This window comes from Streptomyces sp. NPDC051567 (genome assembly GCF_044454165.1).
Lineage (GTDB): Bacteria > Actinomycetota > Actinomycetes > Streptomycetales > Streptomycetaceae > Streptomyces.
Genome location: NZ_JBITDK010000030.1, coordinates 21,289 through 43,396, shown reverse-complemented (window position 1 = coordinate 43,396; position 22,108 = coordinate 21,289). Strand labels below are relative to the sequence as shown.

18 protein-coding genes are annotated in these 22,108 nt (G+C 69.6%); 11 read left to right on the top strand and 7 right to left on the bottom strand.

The window, feature by feature from the left end; all coding sequences use genetic code 11:
• Nucleotides 1-38 precede the first annotated feature (38 nt).
• Entirely contained in the window at nucleotides 39-3,938 is a 3,900-nt protein-coding gene (locus ACIA5F_RS26015; RefSeq protein WP_399356939.1) for a DNA-directed RNA polymerase subunit beta', read from the top strand.
• Nucleotides 3,939-3,975: 37 nt separating this feature from the next.
• On the opposite strand, the gene ACIA5F_RS26010 is transcribed toward ACIA5F_RS26015, so the two are convergent.
• The 7 genes from ACIA5F_RS26010 to ACIA5F_RS25980 form a co-directional block, all read right to left on the bottom strand.
• Nucleotides 3,976-5,181, bottom strand: a complete 1,206-nt coding sequence (locus ACIA5F_RS26010; RefSeq protein WP_399356937.1) for a M48 family metalloprotease — start codon at nucleotides 5,179-5,181, stop codon at nucleotides 3,976-3,978.
• Nucleotides 5,182-5,276: 95 nt separating this feature from the next.
• On the bottom strand, nucleotides 5,277-5,777 hold the full coding sequence (locus ACIA5F_RS26005; protein WP_399356935.1) for a Pycsar system effector family protein: 501 nt from the start codon (nucleotides 5,775-5,777) through the stop codon (nucleotides 5,277-5,279).
• A complete protein-coding gene (locus ACIA5F_RS26000) occupies nucleotides 5,774-7,015 on the bottom strand; it encodes a hypothetical protein (protein WP_399356933.1) in 1,242 nt (413 codons plus the stop codon). Before ACIA5F_RS26000 ends, ACIA5F_RS26005 begins: the two co-directional genes overlap by 4 nt.
• A gap of 32 nt (nucleotides 7,016-7,047) precedes the next feature.
• Nucleotides 7,048-9,213, bottom strand: a complete 2,166-nt coding sequence (locus tag ACIA5F_RS25995) for a hypothetical protein (RefSeq protein WP_399356931.1) — start codon at nucleotides 9,211-9,213, stop codon at nucleotides 7,048-7,050.
• Nucleotides 9,210-10,016, bottom strand: coding sequence for a hypothetical protein (locus ACIA5F_RS25990; RefSeq protein ID WP_399356929.1), 807 nt, complete (start codon nucleotides 10,014-10,016; stop codon nucleotides 9,210-9,212). Before ACIA5F_RS25990 ends, ACIA5F_RS25995 begins: the two co-directional genes overlap by 4 nt.
• 162 nt (nucleotides 10,017-10,178) lie before the next feature.
• Entirely contained in the window at nucleotides 10,179-10,901 is a 723-nt protein-coding gene (locus tag ACIA5F_RS25985) for a Crp/Fnr family transcriptional regulator (protein ID WP_399356927.1), read from the bottom strand.
• Nucleotides 10,902-11,017: 116 nt separating this feature from the next.
• Nucleotides 11,018-13,540: a YfhO family protein gene (locus ACIA5F_RS25980; protein ID WP_399356925.1), complete on the bottom strand. Its 2,523-nt coding sequence runs from the start codon at nucleotides 13,538-13,540 to the stop codon at nucleotides 11,018-11,020.
• 370 nt (nucleotides 13,541-13,910) lie between these two features.
• Between ACIA5F_RS25980 and rpsL the strand changes: the two genes are divergently transcribed.
• From rpsL to rpsS, 10 genes are all read left to right on the top strand, one after another.
• Nucleotides 13,911-14,282, top strand: a complete 372-nt coding sequence (rpsL, locus tag ACIA5F_RS25975) for a 30S ribosomal protein S12 (RefSeq protein WP_007265893.1) — start codon at nucleotides 13,911-13,913, stop codon at nucleotides 14,280-14,282.
• A 2-nt stretch (nucleotides 14,283-14,284) separates the two neighbouring features.
• Complete coding sequence (rpsG, locus tag ACIA5F_RS25970) at nucleotides 14,285-14,755, top strand: 30S ribosomal protein S7 (RefSeq protein ID WP_007265894.1); 471 nt, start codon at nucleotides 14,285-14,287, stop codon at nucleotides 14,753-14,755.
• Between the two features lie 39 nt (nucleotides 14,756-14,794).
• Complete coding sequence (gene fusA / locus ACIA5F_RS25965) at nucleotides 14,795-16,924, top strand: elongation factor G (RefSeq protein ID WP_399356923.1); 2,130 nt, start codon at nucleotides 14,795-14,797, stop codon at nucleotides 16,922-16,924.
• A 150-nt stretch (nucleotides 16,925-17,074) separates the two neighbouring features.
• Nucleotides 17,075-18,268 (top strand): elongation factor Tu, encoded by a 1,194-nt coding sequence (gene tuf, locus ACIA5F_RS25960; RefSeq protein ID WP_399356921.1) that lies wholly within the window; start codon nucleotides 17,075-17,077, stop codon nucleotides 18,266-18,268.
• A gap of 690 nt (nucleotides 18,269-18,958) precedes the next feature.
• Entirely contained in the window at nucleotides 18,959-19,267 is a 309-nt protein-coding gene (gene rpsJ / locus ACIA5F_RS25955) for a 30S ribosomal protein S10 (RefSeq protein WP_003948644.1), read from the top strand.
• A 14-nt stretch (nucleotides 19,268-19,281) separates the two neighbouring features.
• Nucleotides 19,282-19,926 carry a 50S ribosomal protein L3 gene (gene rplC, locus ACIA5F_RS25950; protein ID WP_007265899.1) on the top strand — a complete coding sequence of 215 codons (645 nt, stop codon included), beginning with the start codon at nucleotides 19,282-19,284 and terminating at the stop codon, nucleotides 19,924-19,926.
• Between the two features lie 4 nt (nucleotides 19,927-19,930).
• Nucleotides 19,931-20,581 carry a 50S ribosomal protein L4 gene (gene rplD, locus ACIA5F_RS25945; protein ID WP_399356919.1) on the top strand — a complete coding sequence of 217 codons (651 nt, stop codon included), beginning with the start codon at nucleotides 19,931-19,933 and terminating at the stop codon, nucleotides 20,579-20,581.
• Nucleotides 20,581-20,904, top strand: a complete 324-nt coding sequence (gene rplW / locus ACIA5F_RS25940; RefSeq protein WP_399356917.1) for a 50S ribosomal protein L23 — start codon at nucleotides 20,581-20,583, stop codon at nucleotides 20,902-20,904. The genes rplD and rplW overlap by 1 nt, the downstream gene beginning before the upstream one ends.
• Nucleotides 20,905-20,943: 39 nt before the next feature.
• Entirely contained in the window at nucleotides 20,944-21,780 is an 837-nt protein-coding gene (gene rplB, locus ACIA5F_RS25935) for a 50S ribosomal protein L2 (RefSeq protein ID WP_008739715.1), read from the top strand.
• A gap of 12 nt (nucleotides 21,781-21,792) precedes the next feature.
• Nucleotides 21,793-22,074 carry a 30S ribosomal protein S19 gene (gene rpsS / locus ACIA5F_RS25930; RefSeq protein WP_008739713.1) on the top strand — a complete coding sequence of 94 codons (282 nt, stop codon included), beginning with the start codon at nucleotides 21,793-21,795 and terminating at the stop codon, nucleotides 22,072-22,074.
• Nucleotides 22,075-22,108: the final 34 nt, after the last annotated feature.

Genomic DNA, 22,108 nt, shown 5'->3' with positions numbered 1-22,108 from the left:
TGATTGAGACTCGACCCCGAAAGAGGGATTGACGCACAGTGCTCGACGTCAACTTCTTCGACGAGCTGCGGATCGGCCTTGCCACCGCGGACGACATCCGAACCTGGTCCCACGGCGAGGTCAAGAAGCCGGAGACCATCAACTACCGCACCCTCAAGCCCGAGAAGGACGGACTCTTCTGCGAGAAGATCTTCGGTCCGACCCGGGACTGGGAGTGCTACTGCGGTAAGTACAAGCGTGTCCGCTTCAAGGGCATCATCTGCGAGCGTTGTGGCGTAGAGGTCACGCGTGCCAAGGTGCGCCGTGAGCGGATGGGCCACATCGAGCTTGCCGCTCCCGTCACCCACATCTGGTACTTCAAGGGCGTCCCGTCGCGCCTCGGCTACCTGCTGGACCTCGCGCCGAAGGACCTCGAAAAGGTCATCTACTTCGCCGCGTACATGATCACGTTCGTGGACGACGAGCGTCGCACCCGCGACCTCCCGTCGCTGGAGACCCACGTCTCCATCGAGCGCCAGCAGATCGAGAACCGCCGTGACGCGGACCTCGAAGGCCGTGCCAAGAAGCTCGAGACCGACCTGGCCGAGCTTGAGGCCGAGGGCGCCAAGGCCGACGTGCGCCGCAAGGTGCGCGAAGGCGCCGAGCGCGAGATGAAGCAGCTCCGTGACCGCGCCCAGCGCGAGATCGACCGTCTGGACGAGGTCTGGAACCGCTTCAAGAACCTCAAGGTCCAGGACCTGGAGGGCGACGAGCTGCTCTACCGCGAGCTGCGCGACCGCTTCGGGACCTACTTCGACGGCTCGATGGGCGCCGCGGCGCTGCAGAAGCGTCTGGAGTCCTTCGACCTGGAGGAGGAGGCCGAGCGCCTCCGCGAGATCATCCGCAGTGGCAAGGGCCAGAAGAAGACCCGTGCGCTCAAGCGCCTCAAGGTCGTCTCCGCCTTCCTGCAGACCAGCAACAGCCCCAAGGGCATGGTGCTCGACTGCGTGCCGGTCATCCCGCCGGACCTGCGTCCGATGGTGCAGCTGGACGGTGGCCGCTTCGCGACCTCCGACCTGAACGACCTGTACCGCCGCGTGATCAACCGCAACAACCGCCTGAAGCGCCTTCTCGACCTCGGTGCCCCCGAGATCATCGTGAACAACGAGAAGCGCATGCTCCAGGAGGCCGTCGACGCCCTCTTCGACAACGGTCGTCGTGGTCGTCCGGTGACCGGTCCCGGCAACCGCCCCCTGAAGTCCCTCAGCGACATGCTGAAGGGCAAGCAGGGCCGCTTCCGCCAGAACCTCCTCGGCAAGCGCGTGGACTACTCCGCGCGTTCCGTGATCGTCGTCGGTCCGCAGCTCAAGCTGCACCAGTGCGGTCTGCCGAAGGCCATGGCGCTGGAGCTCTTCAAGCCGTTCGTGATGAAGCGCCTGGTCGACCTGAACCACGCGCAGAACATCAAGTCGGCGAAGCGCATGGTCGAGCGCGGCCGTACGGTCGTCTACGACGTGCTCGAAGAGGTCATCGCCGAGCACCCGGTGCTGCTGAACCGTGCGCCCACGCTGCACCGTCTCGGCATCCAGGCCTTCGAGCCCCAGCTGGTCGAAGGCAAGGCCATCCAGATCCACCCGCTCGTCTGCACCGCGTTCAACGCGGACTTCGACGGTGACCAGATGGCCGTGCACCTGCCGCTCTCCGCGGAGGCGCAGGCCGAGGCCCGCATCCTGATGCTGTCCTCGAACAACATCCTCAAGCCGGCCGACGGCCGTCCGGTCACGATGCCGACCCAGGACATGGTCCTCGGTCTGTTCTTCCTGACCACCGACGGTGAGCTCCGTGACGTCAAGGGCGAGGGCCGCGCGTTCGGCTCGACCGCCGAGGCGACCATGGCGTTCGACAACGGCGAGCTCGCGCTCCAGTCGTCCGTCGACATCCGCTTCCCGGTGGGCACCATCCCGCCGCGCGGCTGGGTGCCGCCGGTCACCGAGGAGGGCGAGCCGGAGTTCCAGCAGGGCGACAGCTTCCGGCTGCGCACCTCGCTGGGCCGCGCGCTCTTCAACGAGCTGCTGCCCGAGGACTACCCGTTCGTCGACTACTCGGTGGGCAAGAAGCAGCTCTCCGAGATCGTCAACGACCTGGCGGAGCGCTACCCCAAGGTCATCGTGGCGGCGACGCTCGACAACCTGAAGGCGGCCGGCTTCCACTGGGCGACCCGTTCGGGCGTCACCGTGGCCATCTCCGACATCGTCGTGCCCGAGGCCAAGAAGGCCATCGTCAAGGGCTACGAGGAGCTGGACGAGAAGGTCCAGAAGCAGTACGAGCGCGGTCTGATCACCAAGGACGAGCGCACGCAGGAGCTCATCGCGATCTGGACCAAGGCGACCAACGAGGTTGCCGAGGCGATGAACGCGAACTTCCCCAAGACGAACCCCATCTTCATGATGGTTGACTCGGGTGCCCGAGGAAACATGATGCAGATGCGACAGATCGCCGGTATGCGTGGTCTGGTGTCGAACGCGAAGAACGAGACCATCCCGCGTCCGATCAAGGCGTCCTTCCGTGAGGGCCTCACCGTTCTGGAGTACTTCATCTCCACGCACGGTGCCCGTAAGGGTCTGGCGGACACCGCCCTGCGTACCGCCGACTCGGGTTACCTCACCCGTCGTCTGGTGGACGTCTCGCAGGACGTCATCATCCGCGAGGAGGACTGTGGCACCGAGCGCGGTCTGAAGCTGAAGATCGCCGTTCGCGGCGAGGACGGCGCGCTGCGCAAGGCCGACGACGTCGAGACCTCGATCTACGCCCGCATGCTGGCCGAGGACGTCGTCATCGACGGCAAGGTCATCGCGCCGGCCAACGTCGACCTCGGTGACGTGCTCATCGACGCCCTGGTCGCCAACGGCGTCGAGGAGGTCAAGACCCGCTCGGTCCTGACCTGCGAGTCCGCGGTCGGCACCTGTGCCTTCTGCTACGGCCGCTCGCTGGCCACCGGCAAGCTGGTCGACATCGGTGAGGCGGTCGGCATCATCGCCGCCCAGTCCATCGGTGAGCCCGGTACCCAGCTGACGATGCGTACCTTCCACACCGGTGGTGTGGCCGGTGACGACATCACGCAGGGTCTGCCGCGTGTCGTCGAGCTCTTCGAGGCCCGTACCCCGAAGGGTGTCGCCCCGATCTCCGAGGCCGCCGGCCGCGTGCGGATCGAGGAGACCGAGAAGACGAAGAAGATCGTCATCACGCCCGACGACGGCAGCGAGGAGACGGCGTTCCCGATCTCCAAGCGCGCCAAGGTCATCGTGCACGAGGGCGACCACGTCGAGGTGGGCCAGAAGCTCACCATGGGTGCCACCAACCCGCACGACGTGCTGCGCATCCTCGGCCAGCGTGCCGTCCAGGTCCACCTGGTCGGCGAAGTCCAGAAGGTCTACAACTCGCAGGGCGTGTCGATCCACGACAAGCACATCGAGATCATCATCCGGCAGATGCTGCGCCGCGTGACGATCATCGAGTCCGGCGACGCGGAGCTCCTGCCGGGCGAGCTCGTCGAGCGGTCGAAGTTCGAGACCGAGAACCGTCGTGTGGTCACCGAGGGCGGTCACCCCGCCTCCGGCCGTCCGCAGCTGATGGGTATCACCAAGGCCTCGCTCGCCACCGAGTCGTGGCTGTCGGCGGCGTCCTTCCAGGAGACGACCAGGGTTCTGACGGACGCGGCGATCAACGCCAAGTCCGACTCCCTGATCGGCCTCAAGGAGAACGTCATCATCGGCAAGCTCATCCCGGCCGGTACGGGTCTCGCCCGCTACCGCAACATCCGGGTGGAGCCCACCGAGGAGGCCAAGGCCGCGATGTACTCGGCCGTCGGCTACGACGACATCGACTACTCGCCCTTCGGCACCGGCTCCGGCCAGGCTGTCCCGCTGGAGGACTACGACTACGGCCCGTACAACGGCTGAGTCCGACCCGAGCAGTAACCGCAGGACCGCAGGGCGGTCACCCGAAAGGGTGGCCGCCCTGCGGCGTTCCGGGGGTGGCCCTCAGGTACGGCCGGAGGTGGTGCAGCCGGGTCCGGTGGTCAGGGTGGGACGAGAGCAGCCGCGCCAGCAGGCCGGCCCCGGCGAAGGCGGCCCGCCCCCGGGACCCGGGGCCGCCCCGCTCCTCCTCCTCGGCGAGCGTGTCGTGGAGCATCCGGGCGAGGCCGGGGGCGAAGCCCAGCGCGGCGGCGTGCGCGTCGGCCCGCAGCTCGGCGCGGCGGCGCAGCGCGGCCATGGCGCAGGGGAGGCCAATCAGGACCAGCGGGAGCCCGTACAGGGCTGCGACGGCGCGGACGGCGAACCAGCCGGCGAGGGCGGTCAGGAGGATGCCCGCCAGGAGGACGAGGAGGGCCGGGCCGGAGCGCCGCCTCCCGGCGGAGGGCCGAGCGGACCGCAGTACGAGGTGCGCCGCCCGCAGGAGGAACCACCACAGGGCCCGTCCGGGCAGCCCGTACCACCAGCCGAGCAGGCCCGACCAGGCATGGCCGCCGGTGTGGTGGCCGAGTTCGTGGGCCAGGACGGCGGCCAGCTGGGACCGGGGGAGTCTCTCCACGGCGTACCGGGTGACGCCGACGAGGTGACCGGCCGCCGCGGACGCGTTCGGATGCCCGCTGTTCTCGATCCACAGCTCGTAGCGGCTGCCGTCGACACCGGCGCGCGCGGTGACCTCGCGCCAGACCGGGGTGAGCACGGCGAGCTCGTCGGGGAGCGGGTGCTGCAGTCCGTGCAGGTGGCGGGCGAGGAGCCGTTCGCTGGGGCGGTGGAAGACGAGCGCGCCGGAGAGGGTCCAGAGGAGGACAGGCAGCCAGGAGGGCAGCCGGGCCCCGTGTTCGAGGAGCACGGCGGCCGATGCCACCACGGCCAGGCTCAGCAGGAAACCGGGGACGTGGAGCAGGAGCTGCCCCCAGGCGGTGGCGTCGGCGCCGCGCTGCCGGGCGCGGTGGACGACACGGGTGCCCGGGGCGGTGCGGTACTCCAGGTCGTCGGGGCCGCCCGAGTACGGGCCCGCCTCCGGCGGGGGTTGCGGGGGCCGGAGAAAAGGCGCCGGGGCGGCGGCCGGGTGCGGAGGGTACGGGCACGGGGTGGCCGGGACCGGAGGTACGGAAGGCGCGGGAGCTGCGGGAGGCGTGGTGTGGAGGGGACCGGCAGGGGCTGCCGGGTACACCGGGGTCGTGGGGGCCGTGGGGTACACCGGAGCCGCCGGGCGCGCGGGGTACCGAGGATCGGGTGACGGGTTCACGAGGTTCCTCCGGGCCGGTCTCAGCCGATGAGCAGGGCGACGGGCAGCAGCAGGGCGCCGGTGCAGAAGGCGGCCAGACCCGTCCTGATCCATTGGTGCTTACGGGCGGCGATCCGGCTGTTCTCCGCCAGGGCCGCGACCAGGGAGGTACCGGGATCGCGCTCGGTGTCGGCCAGGGCCTCGGCGAGGCGTCCCTGCCGGTACGCGGAACGGATGTCCCCGAAGTACGAGAGGGGAGTCCCGGACTGCCAGGCATCGGTGCGGTACCGGGGGAGCACCGCCAGCAGCAGCGACTGCAGGGCCACGACGAGCGCCCCGGCCCCCGTGTACCAGACGGCGGTTCCGGCGGTGGAGAGCAGACCCGGCTGCCAGCGTTGTCCGGCGAGCAGGGCGCTGACCAGCCCGGCCGTCATGCCGAGTGCTCCGACCAGTACCGAGGCCTTGCTGTCGGCCCTGGCGATCTCCGCGCGCAGCTCGGCGAGCAGCCGGAGGGTGGCTTCGTGGCCGGCCGGGACGGTCACCGGGGATCATCGCCGGAATCGCCGGGACGGCCGGAGGTGCGGGAACCGTCGGGGCCGCCGGGTGTACCGGGACCGGGACTGCCGGGGTTCTTCCGGCCGCCGCGATCACCCGTGCCCTTTTCGCTCCCGGTGGTCTCCGGAGGGGCGGCGGTCAGGCCGTAGCCGGGCGGCGGCTGCCACCCGGGGAGTTCCGGCAGCTCCAGGGTGGCGGCCCGGGGGAGCCGCTGGGCGAAGAAGTCGTGGATCATCTGGAGCATCAGCTGCTGGGGTCCCTCGACCTGGTGAGCCTCGCCCCCTTCCGAGCCCAGCAGCTTCTGGACCAGGGTCACCTGGGCCTGGATCAGTGCTAGCTCGTGGTCCCGCATCCCCTTCAGGACCAGCTCGGTGTCCTCCGGGCGCCGGGCCAGTTGCAGGGCCCACGCCTGGACCCCGCCGTGGGCCAGGTGGCGCTGGTAGAAGTCGATCTTCTGGGCCTCGTACCGCTGGAGCTCCAGCTCGTACCGGGCCCGCTCCAGCGCCCGTTCGCGCTCCCAGCGCTGTCGCTGGATCTCCTGTTCGTGCAGGTGGCGCCCGTTCTCCAGGTCCCGCGCGCCGATGCCCGCGTCGACCTCCGCGCCGCGCCGCTGCACGAGGATCTCCTCCCGCGCCGCGTGGTGGATGGCCTGGAGCCGCCGCTCGTGCGCGATGCCGTCCGTGTCCCGGCGCAGCCGTACCGTCCAGGTGGTGTGCAGCCCCGCCGCCTCGCCCAGCGGCTTGCCGCACCGCAGGGCCGTCAGCAGCGCGTCCTCCGCCGCCGCGCTCGACCCGATCGGGAAGTGCCGGGTCACCGGCCGGGACACCTGCTCCAGTTCGCCGGTCAGCAGCCGGGGCACGTCACGGCAGCCACTGCGTACGTACTGCGCCGGATCGGTGACCTGCCAGGTGAGCCCGGCGGTCGCGACGAACTCGTGGGCGTCGTTGTCGCTCGGCAACCGCAGTGCCACGTCGACGGGATGGACGCCCATGTCCACCTCGTACACGGCGGTGTAGCGCCGGGCCGTGCCCGGCCGGTGCGGCGGCGGGTACGCCTCGTACGTGCCCTTCGGCGTCACGTAGACGAGCGCGTGGTCGATCCGGGTCGGCGCCTTGCGGGTGAGGCCGAACCGGCCGAACTGGCGGACCGTGACCACCGGGTCGACGAGCTCGCTGTGCCGGTGGGTGTGCGGGTCCCAGTCGGGCGGGCGGAGGAAGTGGGCCATGGGTACGGGTCTCCTTGACGGCGTACGGGTCTTCAGGCGGGTCCGGTGTGCGGGAGCACGGTGCGCAGCCGGGCTGCGGCCTCCGGGAACGCGCCGCCCTCGTCTCCCTGGGGCTTGCGCAGCAGGTAGTCCAGCCGGTCGCGTTCGCGCGCGGTGGTGACCAGGGCGGGCAGCAGCGCGGCCAGCGCCCATTCGGTGTCCTCGTCCCGGTCGGCCGCGAGCACCCAGCCGCGCAGCACCTCGGTGGCGTCGGCGGTGAACCGGCGGTCGGCGAGGGCGGTGCGCAGCAGCAGGGCGATGCCGGACGCGGCCGGGGTCCGGGTCCGCCCGGACCGGGCGTACCACTCCAGGACCAGCGGCCGTTCCCGGCCGCCCTCGTCGTCGTCGTTGCGGCGGCAGGCGGCCAGGAAGCCTCCGACGGCCAGTTCCAGGGACGACCGGTGGTCGTGCAGGGTGCGCAGCAGCTCGGCGAGGACCTCGTCGGCCCTGGGGGAGAGCAGCAGCAGGCCGACGGAGACCGGGAGCTCCTTGGCCACCAGCGAGTCGGCCGTGTCGCTCCTGCCGTCCTCACCGCTCCTGACGCTCTGGCTGCGGGCCTGGGACCGCAGGGCGGCCAGGGCTTGTTCCGGGCGTTCGGAGCCGATGAGCCCCTGGGCCCGGACCGCGACCCAGCAACGCTCCGGTTCCCCGGAACCGGTGCTCCAGTCGTCGATGATCCGGGGGATGTTCGGGGCGCCGATCCGGTGGGCGAGGGTGAGCGCGGTGACGGCCGTGGTGCGCCGGCGGACCCGCCGGGACGTCGCCCAGACCTCGATCACCAGGGCCATCGCGGACGGCAGATCGGTGTAGGCGAGGACGGCCACGGTGGCGGCGGCCCGGGTCCGCACCAGCGGTCGGCCGTCCAGGGCGAGCCGGTCGAGCCAGTTGACCAGCGCGGGCCGGGCGGACGGGTGCCCGGTCCACACCTCGCGCAGCAGCACCAGCGGGGTCCGGTCGTCCAGGAACGAGGCCGTCACCTGGGTGACCGGACCCCACTCGGTCTCCTCGCTCGCCTGACGCGTGATGGCCCTGGCCACCTGGAGCCGCCTGCCGATGTGGGTGCCGAAGACCGGGATCGGGGTCTGCTGCTGGGGGTCGCCCGTGCGCCGCAGCTCCGTGTAGAGGAGGTCGCTGAGCTCGGCGGTCAGCGCGTACGGCCCGCCGTCGAAGGCGGCCAGCGCGATCAGGAACGCCTTCTCCCGCAGGTGCAGGGTGGTCTCGGCCTCCGAGAACCACTCCTGGATCTGGCTCTCCAGCCGGGACAGGGAGTACCGCTCGATCCGGGACGGGTCCCCGTCGTCCTGGGCGTGCCGGATGAGGACGGCCGCGTACCCGGCGGCCTCCCGCACCTGGTGGTCACGGGCGAGGAACCCGGCGACCGCGGGCAGCGCCAGCAGCCGTCCGGCGGCCTCGGGCCCGGCCTGCCGGTGCAGCCGGGCCGACAGGACGGCCCGGGCCGCGGGCGGCGACCAGGAGGCGGTGCGGATGTCGGTCTCGATGTACGGGCTGTGGCCGGTGGTGATCACCAGGTAGCCGTCGTGCTCCCGCATCCGGCCGCGCAGGGCCAGCAGCTGGGCCTCGCGCAGCGGCTGGTCACGGTCGGTCGCCAGATCGCAGAGCAGATGACCGCGGGCCTCGCCGGATGCGGTGAACATCCGGCCCAGCTCCCCGGGGGAGGTCTCCCGGTCCAGTGCGTGGACCGGGGTGGCGCCCAGGCGGTGCAGCAGCATCAGGGCCGCCGTGCGGCGGCCGGTGAACGGGGTTCCGGTCAGGACGAGGACCCGTTCCTCGCGCAGCCGTTCCAGCAAGGCCTCGAAGGGGGTCCCGTCCGCGACGAAGGTGCCGGCCAGCCGGTCCAGGGTCGCCCGCGGGATCTCGCCGGAGGTGTGGGCGGTGCCGAAGCCCCCGAACTGGTAGTGGACCTCGGTCTTGCCGCCCATGACGACGTCGCCGACGATCAGGTCGGCGACGGCGCCGTGGTTGACGCCGTCGAACCGCATCGAATCCGGGGCGTGGGCGTCCAGGTCGCGCCGGGTGTCCCAGGCCTCCTGGGCCCGTTCCTTCGGGGCGTCCGCCTCCTTTCCGCCCTGGAGCTGCTCCGCCGTGGAGTCGCCCGTGGCCGGTACGGACTGCTCCGGCCCGGCGGCTTCGGTGCTCACGCGGGCTCACCGGGTCCCCGGGGTGCGGGTGCGGGTGCGGGTGCGCCGAAGGTGACGCCGCCGTGGATGCCTCCGGCCACGATGCCGTGGTTGACCCCGTGAAACCGGACACCGGCCGGGGAGGCGGGGGCCGCGTCGGGTTCCGGGGCGAGGGCCGCAGCCGCCGGTCCAGCGGCCGTCGGTCCGGTCGCCGGTTCCGGAACGCCGCCCGGCCCCGGCACCGTGGGACCCGACGGCAGGTCCCCGTACAGCCAGGCCCGCAGCGGCCCGTTCTTGCTGTCCACGGTGATCTCGGCGAACTTCCCGGCCGGGATGCCCCGGTGGCCGTGGCGGACGATGCCCGTGTAGACCGGCTCCGAGACGCAGAGCGCGTAGTCGTCCGTACGCTCGCGCAGCGCGGCCCGCAGGGGCTCGCCGTCCAGGAGCCGGCACGCCTGGTTGAGGTCGGTACCGACCCAGCCGTCGTACTCGTCGATCGCCACGTACCCGACGGAGAGCACCGCCCGCAGCCGGATCTGTGCCGTGCTCGCCGCCATCCGGTTCACCGCGTGGAGCTCGGCGGGTACCTCGGTGATCAGGGCCCGCAGGAGGGTGGTGAGCGGGACCCGCGGATCGATCAGCTCCATGATCGCGTCGCCCCGGTCGGCGCGCAGCCGTGACGTCTGGTCGACCCCGGCGGCCAGCAGGGTCCGGTCGACGATGCCGTACAGCATCCGGCGCAGGTACCCCTGCTGGACGTCGTCACGGTCGCTGAATCGCTCCGTGTCGACCAGGAACAAGGTGCGGGACAGTGGGTCGGTCATGATCGCCTCTCGTCGGGAATCCCTGCTGGAAGAGAGATTGCGGCAGCTGGGCGCACCGCCGTGAGGGCGGATGACGCACCCGGAGTGTGACGGTGTGCACAGAAGGCGCGACGCGAGGGACGCGACGGGCCGGGCGGGCGGAGCCGGGAGGGAGGAAAGAGGTCAGAACCCGGCGGGCGGGGGCTGCGAACGCGCGATCCGCCGCAGCACGTCCGGCCGTACGATCACCAGCGCGCGGCGGCCCGTACTGACGATCCCGCGCTCACGGAACTCTTTGAGCTGGCGCTGCACCATCTCGCGCGAGGCGCTCACGGCTCCGGCGAGTTCCTGCTTGCTGAGCGCGACGGCGATCTCCATGCCCTCCTCGGTCCGCCGGCCGTGGGTCCGGGCGAGGTCCAGCAGCAGGACCGCGAGCCGCTCGCGCACGCTCAGCGACGCGAACTCCAGCCGACGCCGGTCGCCGGCCCGGCTCCGGTCGGAGGTGAGGGCGAGCAACTGGAACATGACGGCGGGACAGCGGCCCAGGAACTCCCGGAAGCGCTCCAGCTCCACGGCCACGGCGAGGACCGGTTCGAGCGCGGTCACTGTGGCGGCACGCGGGCGCCCGGTCAGCCCGGCGGACTCGCCGATGATGTCGCCGGGCCCGCGCAGGGCGAGCAGGGCCTCGTAGCCGTTGGCCGCGGAGGCGGTGACCTTGGTCCAGCCTCGCAGGATCAACAGGATGTGCGAGGAGGGTTCGTGCTGGTGGATGAGGGTGTCCCGGGGCGCGAAGGACAGTTCGCGGCCGAGCGCCCGTAATGCCGTGCCGTCCTCGTTCTCCAGCCGGGCCAGGAAGGGGACCCGGTCGTCCAGCCCTCCGTCGCCCGGGAGGTGTTCCAGAGCCATGCGGTCCCCCCGGTCGTCACGGCGGTCAATGTACTGACAACCGGGTCCGCGTGGCCCCGGAACGCGGGAACCCGTGGTGAGCGAACCACTGCTGAGAGCGACGGCGCCCCCGCCTTTCAGGCCGACCGGGGTTTGCGGCGGCGGCGCAGGTGGGGGGTGAGGGGGACCAGGAGGAGGGTCAGGAGGGCGAGGGCGGCTCCGGCCAGGCCCGGGAGGAGGCCCCTCGGGGTGAAGGCGCAGGAGATCCGGTCGGTGCCCGGGGTCAGCTCCAGGGCGACCAGGCCGTGGAAGCCGCCGGGGGCGGTCGCCGGACCGGACGCCCCCGGGCCCGTCGCGCACCGCCAGCCGGGGACGTTCGTCATGGCGACGACGGCGGTCCCGGTGGCCCCGGGTGCCAGCGTGGCCTCGATGGTGTGGCCGCCCACCGAGACCCCGGTGGCCCCGGTGGCGGTGAGGTGGCGCACGGCCGTGTCCAGCCCGGCGCGGTCCAGACAGCCGATCGGGTGCTCCCCGGCGTCCGCGTCCGCGGTCCGGGTGCTCACGTCCACCTCGACCCGGCCCGAGGCGGGCACCGGGCCGAGCCGGAGCACGCCCGACATCCGGTCCTCCAGCCGGTGCTCGGCGCCGCCCGCGCGCAGGGTCCCGTAGATCCCGGGGGAGAACCAGTAGGACTCGGAGCCCGGCACGCACCGGGCCGTGTACGTCTGCTCCCCGGCCCCGCCGCCGCGCGTGACCCGGGGAACCTCGTAGACGGTGGCGCCCAGGACGTTCTCCTGGTGGGCGTAGACGCTGCCCGCCGGGTTGGGCGAGGTGTACGCCCCGTCCCGGACGGTGACCAGCGGGGGAGCGGGGAACGTCGAGCCCGTCCAGCTGTCCTTCGTGGCGCCCGGGCGTACCCGCGCGCCGATCGAGAAGATCGCGTCGAGCACCGGGTTGTCGGCGCCGAAGAAGGTCCGCCCGTCGTTCTTGTAGCCGTAGCCCAGCGGCTCCAGCGCCTGGTAGGTGGTGGCCGGCAGGTAGCTGCTGTAGTACTGCGGACCCTCCGCCCGCAGGGCCAGGGCGTCGTTGTACGAGGTCTGCGGCGCGCCGGAGTCGGTCCGGTAGGCGGGCCAGCCGTCCACCTCCCGGACGGCGTCGAAGTGGTGCGTGATCGACTGGCTGGAGGTCGGGACGGGCTTCGCCCAGCGCTCCCGGGCCCGGCGGGCGTCCGCGTTCGCGGCGGCGGCGGTGGACTCGGCGAGGACGACCCCGGCCATCAGCACGGCGGCGACCGGGACCAGGACGCGGCGCCGCTCACCCAGCGCGAGCAGGGTCAGGGCCAGCAGCGAGAGCGCCCCGCCGCCGAGCACGGCGGGCCAGGTCCAGCCGCCGAAGTCGTCCGTGCGGCGCAGCGCGAAGGCGGCCACGACCAGCAGGGCGGCGGCGAGCGCGAGGTGGAGCGGGCGCGGCCGGTGGGCCAGCGACAGCCAGGCCAGGACGACGAGCATCGCGCTGAGGACGAAGGTCTCGCGGTACGGGTTGCCGTTGGGCACGGCCAGCCCGTGCCACAGGTACTGGGTGGGCGGGAACTGGAAGGAGGCGGCGACGAGCACCGTCGCGGCGGTCCACACCAGCCGGGTCCTCCCCGCGATCCGGCTGTTGAGGAGGAAGGCCCCGGCCAGGATCAGGGCGAGCGAGGCCACGTACAGCCGGGGACGGCCGCCCCACAGGTGGGTGGCCGGGAGCAGGCCAGCGAGGAAGATCTCGGTCCGCACCGGGGTGAAGGCGGCGGCCCCGGTGGGCTGGGCGGCGCCGCTGGACAGGAACGAGGGCAGCAGCAGGGGCAGGGTGAGCAGGATGCCGGTCGCGGCGGCGGTCGCGGCCCGCCACACCGCCAGCATCCGCTGCCGGCCGGTCAGGTCGCGCAGCACCAGCCGGACGGCCAGCAGGACGCAGGCGGCCATCGTGGCCATCATCGCGGTGTAGAAGTTCCCGAACCAGGCGAGCGCCACCAGCGCGGCCACACCCGGCCAGCGGCGCCCCTCCAGGCACCACTCGACGGCGATCCCGAGCATCGGGAGCGCCACCAGCCCCCAGAGCCACATCGGGATGTACGAGGCGTCGCTGAGCGCCCATCCGCACAGCCCGTAACAGGCGCCGAGGACACCGCGCTGCCACCAGGGGCCGGGGTGGAGCTTGCCCAGGTACACCGCCATCACGGCGGCGGCGGTGCCCATCGTCACCGGGGTGATCACGAAGACGGCGAGGTCGACGTGGGCGCGCGGGACGAGGACGGCCAGCCACGAGAAGGGGTTGCCCAGGTACGTGTAGTAGTCGGACAGGAACTGCTGTCCGAAGCCGCCGCGCCAGGTGAAGAGCAGGTCGCCGGCGGCCTGGCCGTGGACGAGGTCCCACAGCGCCTGGTGGAAGGGCACGTACTGGTTGGCCTGGTCGTTGAGGGCCCGGCCGGTGTTCCCGAAGGGGAAGGTGCCCCGCAGGGCCCAGGCCGAGCAGAAGGCCGCCGAGGTCAGCAGGAAGGCGAGCAGGGGCCCGTACGGCCGGGGGAGCCGGGAGGCCCCGTGGCGGGACGGGGCGGGTTCCCGGCCGGTTCCGGGGGGCGGGGACGCCGACGGCGTCGGCTCCGGGGTGACCGTGCTCAATGTCCCGCTCCCTGCTGGTGGTGCTGATCTCGCCGAACCGCTGGGCAGTGTAAGCGCTGCCCGGTCGTCCGTGACGGGTCCCGCCGGCGCCGCGGGCCGTGCGGGGTACGGGTCGTGGCCGTCCGCGGGCTAGGGTGGCCGGCCTTTGTTTTGACCGGAGTGGATGAGGTAGGTACGCTCAGACCTTGTGCCTGGGGTGTGCCTGGGCTCCCGTGCGTGTCCATCAACCGCACGCGAGTCGCAAGAGCCACCGTCATCCATGCGTTTCCGTGCTTGCGCGGAGGTCCGCAGGATGCGACACACCCGACCGCGTGGGTCGGCAAAGTTCCAGGTTAGCTTCACTACACGGCACACAGAAACCGGAGAAGTAGTGCCTACGATCCAGCAGCTGGTCCGTAAGGGCCGGCAGGACAAGGTCGAGAAGACTAAGACCCCCGCGCTTGAGGCTTCGCCCCAGCGTCGCGGCGTCTGCACGCGTGTGTTCACGACCACCCCGAAGAAGCCGAACTCGGCGCTGCGTAAGGTCGCGCGTGTGCGTCTGACCTCCGGCATCGAGGTCACCGCTTACATTCCGGGTGAGGGACACAACCTGCAGGAGCACTCGATCGTGCTCGTGCGTGGTGGCCGTGTGAAGGACCTGCCGGGTGTTCGTTACAAGATCATCCGCGGTGCGCTTGACACCCAGGCTGTCAAGAACCGCAAGCAGGCCCGCAGCCGCTACGGCGCCAAGAAGGAGAAGTAAGAATGCCTCGTAAGGGCCCCGCCCCGAAGCGCCCGGTCATCATCGACCCGGTCTACGCATCTCCTCTGGTGACGTCGCTCATCAACAAGATCCTCCTGAACGGCAAGCGCTCCACCGCCGAGCGCATCGTCTACGGCGCCATGGAAGGCCTCCGCGAGAAGACCGGCAACGACCCGGTCATCACGCTGAAGCGCGCGCTGGAGAACGTCAAGCCGTCGCTGGAGGTCAAGTCCCGCCGTGTCGGTGGCGCGACCTACCAGGTCCCCGTCGAGGTCAAGCCGGGTCGCCAGTCGACCCTGGCGCTCCGCTGGCTCGTGGGTTACTCCCGCGCCCGTCGTGAGAAGACCATGACCGAGCGCCTCATGAACGAGCTGCTCGACGCCTCCAACGGTCTTGGCGCTGCCGTCAAGAAGCGCGAGGACACCCACAAGATGGCCGAGTCCAACAAGGCCTTCGCGCACTACCGCTGGTAGTCCCACCCCACATCGAGACCGAGAGAAGACCGAAGCCTTATGGCTACCACTTCGCTTGACCTGGCCAAGGTCCGCAACATCGGGATCATGGCCCACATCGACGCGGGCAAGACGACCACCACCGAGCGCATCCTGTTCTACACCGGTGTGTCTTACAAGATCGGTGAAGTCCACGACGGCGCAGCCACGATGGACTGGATGGAGCAGGAGCAGGAGCGCGGCATCACGATCACGTCCGCCGCGACGACCTGCCACTGGCCGCTCGAGGACGTCGACCACACCATCAACATCATCGACACCCCGGGTCACGTGGACTTCACCGTCGAGGTGGAGCGTTCGCTCCGCGTCCTCGACGGTGCCGTCACCGTGTTCGACGGTGTCGCCGGTGTGGAGCCGCAGTCCGAGACTGTCTGGCGTCAGGCGGACCGCTACGGCGTGCCGCGCATCTGCTTCGTCAACAAGCTCGACCGTACCGGTGCCGAGTTCCACCGCTGTGTCGACATGATCGAGTCCCGCCTCGGCGCGGTCCCGATCGTCATGCAGCTCCCCATCGGCGCCGAGATGGACTTCCAGGGCGTTGTCGACCTGGTCACCATGAAGGCGTTCGTCTGGTCCGCCGAGGCGACCAAGGGCGAGATGTACGACATCGTCGACATCCCGGCCACGCACACCGAGGCCGCTGAAGAGTGGCGCGCCAAGCTGGTCGAGACGGTCGCCGAGAACGACGACCAGCTCATGGAGCTGTTCCTGGAGGGCATCGAGCCCACCGTCGAGCAGCTGCACGCCGCCGTCCGCCGGATCATCATCGGTTCGGGCAAGGGCGACGGCGCCACGATCACCGCGGTGTTCTGTGGCACGGCCTTCAAGAACAAGGGCGTCCAGCCCCTGCTCGACGCGGTCGTCCGCTACCTCCCGTCGCCCCTGGACATCGAGGCCATCGAAGGCCACGACGTCAAGGACGCGGAGCTCGTCGTGAGGCGCAGGCCTTCCGACGACGAGCCCCTCGCGGCGCTGGCGTTCAAGATCATGAGCGACCCGCACCTCGGCAAGCTCACCTTCGTCCGGGTTTACTCGGGCCGCCTGGAGGCCGGCACTGCGGTGCTGAACTCCGTCAAGGGCAAGAAGGAGCGCATCGGCAAGATCTACCGCATGCACGCGAACAAGCGTGAGGAGATCGACGCGGTGGGCGCCGGCGACATCGTCGCCGTCATGGGCCTGAAGCAGACCACCACCGGTGAGACGCTGTGTGACGACAAGGCACCCGTGATCCTGGAGTCCATGGACTTCCCGGCTCCGGTCATCCAGGTCGCCATCGAGCCCAAGTCCAAGGGTGACCAGGAGAAGCTGGGTGTAGCCATCCAGCGTCTCGCGGAGGAGGACCCCTCCTTCCACGTTCACTCGGACGAGGAGACCGGCCAGACCATCCTCGGCGGTATGGGCGAGCTGCACCTCGAGGTGCTGGTCGACCGTATGAAGCGCGAGTTCAAGGTCGAGGCCAACGTCGGCAAGCCGCAGGTCGCGTACCGCGAGACGATCCGCAAGACCGTCGAGCGTCACGACTACACGCACAAGAAGCAGACCGGTGGTACCGGTCAGTTCGCCAAGGTGCAGATCGCGATCGAGCCCATCACCGAGCCCGACGGCCCGGCGTACGAGTTCGTGAACAAGGTCACCGGTGGCCGCATCCCGAGGGAGTACATCCCCTCGGTCGACGCGGGTGCGCAGGAGGCCATGCAGTTCGGCATCCTGGCCGGCTACGAGATGACCGGCGTCCGCGTCATTCTTCTCGACGGTGGCTACCACGAGGTGGACTCCTCGGAGCTCGCCTTCAAGATCGCCGGTTCGCAGGCCTTCAAGGAGGCCGCGCGCAAGGCTTCTCCCGTGCTCCTTGAGCCGATGATGGCCGTCGAGGTCACCACGCCCGAGGACTACATGGGTGACGTCATCGGCGACATCAACTCCCGCCGTGGCCAGATCCAGGCCATGGAGGAGCGTCACGGCGCCCGCGTCGTGAAGGGCCTCGTGCCGCTTTCGGAGATGTTCGGCTACGTCGGAGACCTCCGCAGCAAGACCTCGGGTCGCGCCAGCTACTCGATGCAGTTCGACTCCTACGCCGAGGTTCCCCGGAACGTCGCTGAGGAGATCATCGCGAAGGCCAAGGGCGAGTAACTCTTCCGAGTTCACGCTTTAGGCTTGTCACCGGAGCCTCTGGGGCAACAGGAACAAAACTCCCGTTGCCCCGGGGGAACCGGCTATCCAGCAAAGATCACCTGGCGCCGATGAGCAAGGCGTACAGAACCACTCTCCAGGAGGACCCCCGTGGCGAAGGCGAAGTTCGAGCGGACTAAGCCGCACGTCAACATCGGCACCATCGGTCACATTGACCACGGTAAGACGACCCTTACGGCCGCCATTACCAAGGTGCTGCACGACAAGTACCCGACTCTGAACGCGGCCTCGGCCTTCGATCAGATCGACAAGGCTCCTGAGGAGCGCCAGCGCGGTATCACCATCTCGATCGCGCATGTCGAGTACCAGACTGAGGCGCGTCACTACGCCCACGTCGACTGCCCGGGTCACGCGGACTACATCAAGAACATGATCACCGGTGCGGCGCAGATGGACGGTGCCATCCTCGTGGTCGCCGCCACCGACGGCCCGATGCCGCAGACCAAGGAGCACGTGCTCCTGGCCCGCCAGGTCGGTGTCCCGTACATCGTCGTCGCCCTGAACAAGGCCGACATGGTGGACGACGAGGAGATCCTGGAGCTCGTCGAGCTCGAGGTTCGTGAGCTCCTCTCCGAGTACGAGTTCCCGGGCGACGACCTGCCGGTCGTCCGCGTCTCCGCGCTGAAGGCGCTCGAGGGCGACAAGGAGTGGGGCGACAAGCTCCTCGGCCTGATGGACGCCGTCGACGAGGCGATCCCGACCCCGCCGCGTGACACCGAGAAGCCGTTCCTCATGCCCGTCGAGGACGTCTTCACGATCACCGGTCGCGGTACCGTCGTCACCGGCCGTATCGAGCGTGGTGTCCTGAAGGTCAACGAGACCGTCGACATCATCGGTATCAAGCAGGAGAAGACCACCACCACGGTCACCGGCATCGAGATGTTCCGCAAGCTGCTCGACGAGGGCCAGGCCGGCGAGAACGTCGGTCTGCTCCTCCGCGGCATCAAGCGCGAGGACGTCGAGCGCGGCCAGGTCATCATCAAGCCGGGTTCGGTCACGCCGCACACCCAGTTCGAGGCCCAGGCCTACATCCTGTCGAAGGACGAGGGTGGCCGTCACACCCCGTTCTTCAACAACTACCGCCCGCAGTTCTACTTCCGTACCACGGACGTCACGGGTGTCGTCACCCTGCCGGCCGGCACGGAGATGGTCATGCCGGGCGACAACACCGAGATGACGGTCGAGCTGATCCAGCCGGTCGCCATGGAGGAGGGCCTCAAGTTCGCCATCCGTGAGGGTGGTCGTACCGTCGGCGCCGGCCAGGTCATCAGCATCACGAAGTAATTTCGTGCGCTGACCTGGTAGCTCGCGCGAGCGGGCACCATGTTGGACAGAAGGGCCCTCTCCCACCGCTCCGGCGGTGGGAGAGGGCCCTTTGTCGTTGCCCCCCGGCCCGGGGGCTGCGGGGCCTTCCAGGGGCCCCTCCGCAGCCCCAGAGGGCGGGCGGGGCGGAGCCGGTGCCGACGCGGGCCCCGGGCGAGGTGTCCGAGCCACTCCGGCCCGGCCGGCCGCTGCCCTCCGGGCCGGACCCCGTCGCGCCGCGCAGTTTGACCTCTCCGCGCGGCGGGGTATTCTCATCGGCCCGATTGGCGCAGTACGTGCCTCGTGTGGCAGACTAATCAAGTTGCTCGGTTGAGTGCCGATGCTGCGCGCCTCCCGCCGGGAGGACCGGAAGCGAGTCCCACAGTACTCGTCGCCCTTAATCTGCCCCTCGGGGCAGCAATGAGAGCGGACGTACGGGAATCTTCTGGGAAGTGTCAGCACGGCGCACACCAGGCGCTCGGTGGGTGTTTCTCCCCCGAACCGCGGTCTTGGGACCGCACCCCCTTGGAGAGGGAATTTCCGTATGGGAATTTTCTGTAGAGGGAGTGCGACACGCCCGACCGCGTGGGTCGGAGGAGAGGCGGCGGACCAGTTCCGCGGCCGACCGGGAGCCAGAGCGTTTCCACATAGAGACAGGACTACGGAGTAGCCATGGCGGGACAGAAGATCCGCATCCGGCTCAAGGCCTACGACCACGAGGTCATCGACTCCTCGGCGAAGAAGATCGTCGAGACGGTGACGCGCACTGGTGCGTCGGTCGCGGGCCCGGTGCCGCTGCCCACTGAGAAGAACGTGTACTGCGTCATCAAGTCGCCGCACAAGTACAAGGACTCGCGCGAGCACTTCGAGATGCGCACGCACAAGCGCCTGATCGACATCCTCGACCCGACGCCCAAGACCGTTGACTCGCTGATGCGCCTGGACCTTCCGGCCGGCGTTGACATCGAGATCAAGCTCTGAGAGGCGTCGAGAAGATGGCAAAGCAGATCAAGGGCGTCCTGGGCGAGAAGCTCGGCATGACCCAGGTCTGGGACGAGAACAACCGTGTCGTCCCGGTCACCGTGGTCAAGGCCGGACCCTGCGTCGTTACCCAGGTCCGTACGAACGACATCGACGGCTACGAGTCGGTCCAGATCGCCTTCGGCGAGATCGACCCTCGCAAGGTGAACAAGCCCCTCAAGGGCCACTTCGCCAAGGCCGACGTCACCCCCCGCCGCCACCTGGTGGAGCTCCGCACCTCCGACGCCAGCGAGTACACGCTCGGCCAGGAGATCACTGCTGAGGTGTTCGAGTCCGGCGTCAAGGTTGACGTCACGGGCAACAGCAAGGGCAAGGGCTTCGCCGGTGTCATGAAGCGGCACAACTTCCGGGGCCTCGGCGCCGGTCACGGTGTGCAGCGCAAGCACCGCTCCCCCGGTTCGATCGGTGGCTGCGCCACCCCTGGGCGTGTCTTCAAGGGCATGCGCATGGCCGGTCGTATGGGCAACGAGCGCGTCACCACCCAGAACCTGACCATCCACGCGGTTGACGCGGAGAAGGGTCTGCTCCTCATCAAGGGTGCGGTCCCCGGTCCGAACGGCGGCCTCGTCCTGGTCCGTACCGCGGCCAAGGGGGCTTGAGGTAATGAGCACCATTGACATCCTTTCGCCGGCAGGCGACAAGGCCGGTACCGTCGAGCTCCCCGCGGAGATCTTCGACGCGAAGACCAGCGTTCCGCTGATCCACCAGGTCGTTGTCGCCCAGCTGGCAGCTGCCCGTCAGGGCACGCACAAGACCAAGCGTCGTGGCGAAGTCCGTGGTGGTGGCCGCAAGCCGTACCGCCAGAAGGGCACCGGCCGCGCTCGCCAGGGTTCGACCCGCGCTCCGCAGTTCGTCGGCGGTGGCGTCGTCCACGGCCCGCAGCCGCGTGACTACTCCCAGCGGACCCCGAAGAAGATGAAGGCCGCCGCTCTCCGCGGTGCCCTCTCGGACCGCGCGCGTCACTCCCGCATCCACGTCATCACCGACGTGGTCGAGGGTGCCGCCTCCACGAAGGCCGCCAAGACGCTGTTCGGCAAGATCTCGGAGCGCAAGAACCTGCTCCTGGTCGTCGAGCGCGCCAACGAGGCCGCGTGGCTGTCCGCCCGCAACCTGCCCCAGGTTCACATCCTGGAGCCGGGCCAGCTGAACACGTACGACGTGATCGTCTCTGACGACGTGGTCTTCACTCAGGCCGCTTTCGAGTCCTTCGTGTCTGGCCCCCAGACCGCTGAGACCGAAGGGAGCGACGCCTGATGTCTGAGGCGACCGTTACCAGCAAGACCTTCTCCGACCCGCGCGACCTGCTCATCAAGCCGGTCGTCTCGGAGAAGAGCTACGCGCTGCTGGACGAGAACAAGTACACGTTCATCGTCGCGCCCGGCGCCAACAAGACCCAGATCAAGCAGGCCGTGGAAGCGGTTTTCTCGGTCAAGGTCACCGGGGTCAACACGATCAACCGTCAGGGTAAGCGCAAGCGCACCAAGACCGGTTTCGGCAAGCGCGCCAACACCAAGCGCGCCATCGTGACCCTTGCCGAGGGCAACCGTATCGACATCTTCGGCGGCCAGGGCTCCTAACGGAGTCCTAGTCGTCCGGAATCGGACGAGGACTGAGAAATGGGTATCCGCAAGTACAAGCCGACGACCCCGGGCCGTCGTGGCTCCAGCGTCGCCGACTTTGTCGAGATCACGCGGTCCACGCCGGAGAAGTCGCTGGTTCGCCCGCTGCACAGCAAGGGCGGCCGTAACAACACCGGTCGGATCACCGTTCGCCACCAGGGTGGTGGACACAAGCGCGCCTACCGCGTGATCGACTTCCGTCGTCACGACAAGGACGGCGTGCCGGCCAAGGTCGCGCACATCGAGTACGACCCCAACCGCACCGCGCGCATCGCGCTGCTGCACTACGCCGACGGCGAGAAGCGCTACATCATCGCGCCGAAGGCCCTGAAGCAGGGTGACCGGATTGAGAACGGCCCGACGGCCGACATCAAGCCCGGTAACAACCTGGCGCTGCGCAACATCCCGGTCGGTACGACCATCCACGCCATCGAGCTGCGTCCCGGCGGCGGTGCGAAGTTCGCCCGCTCCGCGGGTGCCTCCGTGCAGCTGCTGGCGAAGGAGGGCACCATGGCCCACCTTCGCATGCCGTCCGGTGAGATCCGTCTCGTCGACGCGCGCTGCCGCGCCACGGTCGGCGAGGTCGGCAACGCCGAGCAGTCGAACATCAACTGGGGCAAGGCCGGCCGCATGCGCTGGAAGGGCGTTCGCCCGTCCGTCCGCGGTGTCGCGATGAACCCGGTCGACCACCCGCACGGTGGTGGTGAGGGTAAGACCAGTGGTGGTCGCCACCCGGTCTCCCCGTGGGGTCAGAAGGAGGGTCGTACTCGCTCGCCGAAGAAGGCTTCGAGCAAGTACATCGTCCGCCGCCGCAAGACGAACAAGAAGCGCTAGGAGCGGGTTTAGATGCCGCGCAGTCTCAAGAAGGGGCCCTTCGTCGACGACCACCTCGTAAAGAAGGTGGACGTCCAGAACGAAGCCGGCACCAAGAACGTCATCAAGACCTGGTCCCGTCGCTCGATGATCATCCCCAGCATGCTGGGTCACACCATCGCGGTGCACAACGGCAAGACCCACGTCCCGGTGTTCGTCACCGAGTCGATGGTCGGCCACAAGCTCGGCGAGTTCTCGCCGACTCGCACCTTCCGCGGCCACGTCAAGGACGACCGGAAGTCGAAGCGCCGCTAAAGGCGGGGTGGTTACGACTATGACTTACACCGAA

What these genes read in the sequence shown, in the direction of transcription:
- rplC (WP_007265899.1), top strand. Translation starts at nt 19,282, where the DNA reads ATGGCAAAGCAGATCAAGGGCGTCCTGGGCGAGAAGCTCGGCATGACC.
- rpsJ (WP_003948644.1), top strand. Translation starts at nt 18,959, where the DNA reads ATGGCGGGACAGAAGATCCGCATCCGGCTCAAGGCCTACGACCACGAG.
- ACIA5F_RS26000 (WP_399356933.1), bottom strand. Translation starts at nt 7,015, where the DNA reads ATGGCCCACTTCCTCCGCCCGCCCGACTGGGACCCGCACACCCACCGG.
- rplW (WP_399356917.1), top strand. Translation starts at nt 20,581, where the DNA reads ATGTCTGAGGCGACCGTTACCAGCAAGACCTTCTCCGACCCGCGCGAC.
- rplD (WP_399356919.1), top strand. Translation starts at nt 19,931, where the DNA reads ATGAGCACCATTGACATCCTTTCGCCGGCAGGCGACAAGGCCGGTACC.
- ACIA5F_RS25985 (WP_399356927.1), bottom strand. Translation starts at nt 10,901, where the DNA reads ATGGCTCTGGAACACCTCCCGGGCGACGGAGGGCTGGACGACCGGGTC.
- fusA (WP_399356923.1), top strand. Translation starts at nt 14,795, where the DNA reads ATGGCTACCACTTCGCTTGACCTGGCCAAGGTCCGCAACATCGGGATC.
- rpsG (WP_007265894.1), top strand. Translation starts at nt 14,285, where the DNA reads ATGCCTCGTAAGGGCCCCGCCCCGAAGCGCCCGGTCATCATCGACCCG.
- rplB (WP_008739715.1), top strand. Translation starts at nt 20,944, where the DNA reads ATGGGTATCCGCAAGTACAAGCCGACGACCCCGGGCCGTCGTGGCTCC.
- rpsS (WP_008739713.1), top strand. Translation starts at nt 21,793, where the DNA reads ATGCCGCGCAGTCTCAAGAAGGGGCCCTTCGTCGACGACCACCTCGTA.
- ACIA5F_RS25990 (WP_399356929.1), bottom strand. Translation starts at nt 10,016, where the DNA reads ATGACCGACCCACTGTCCCGCACCTTGTTCCTGGTCGACACGGAGCGA.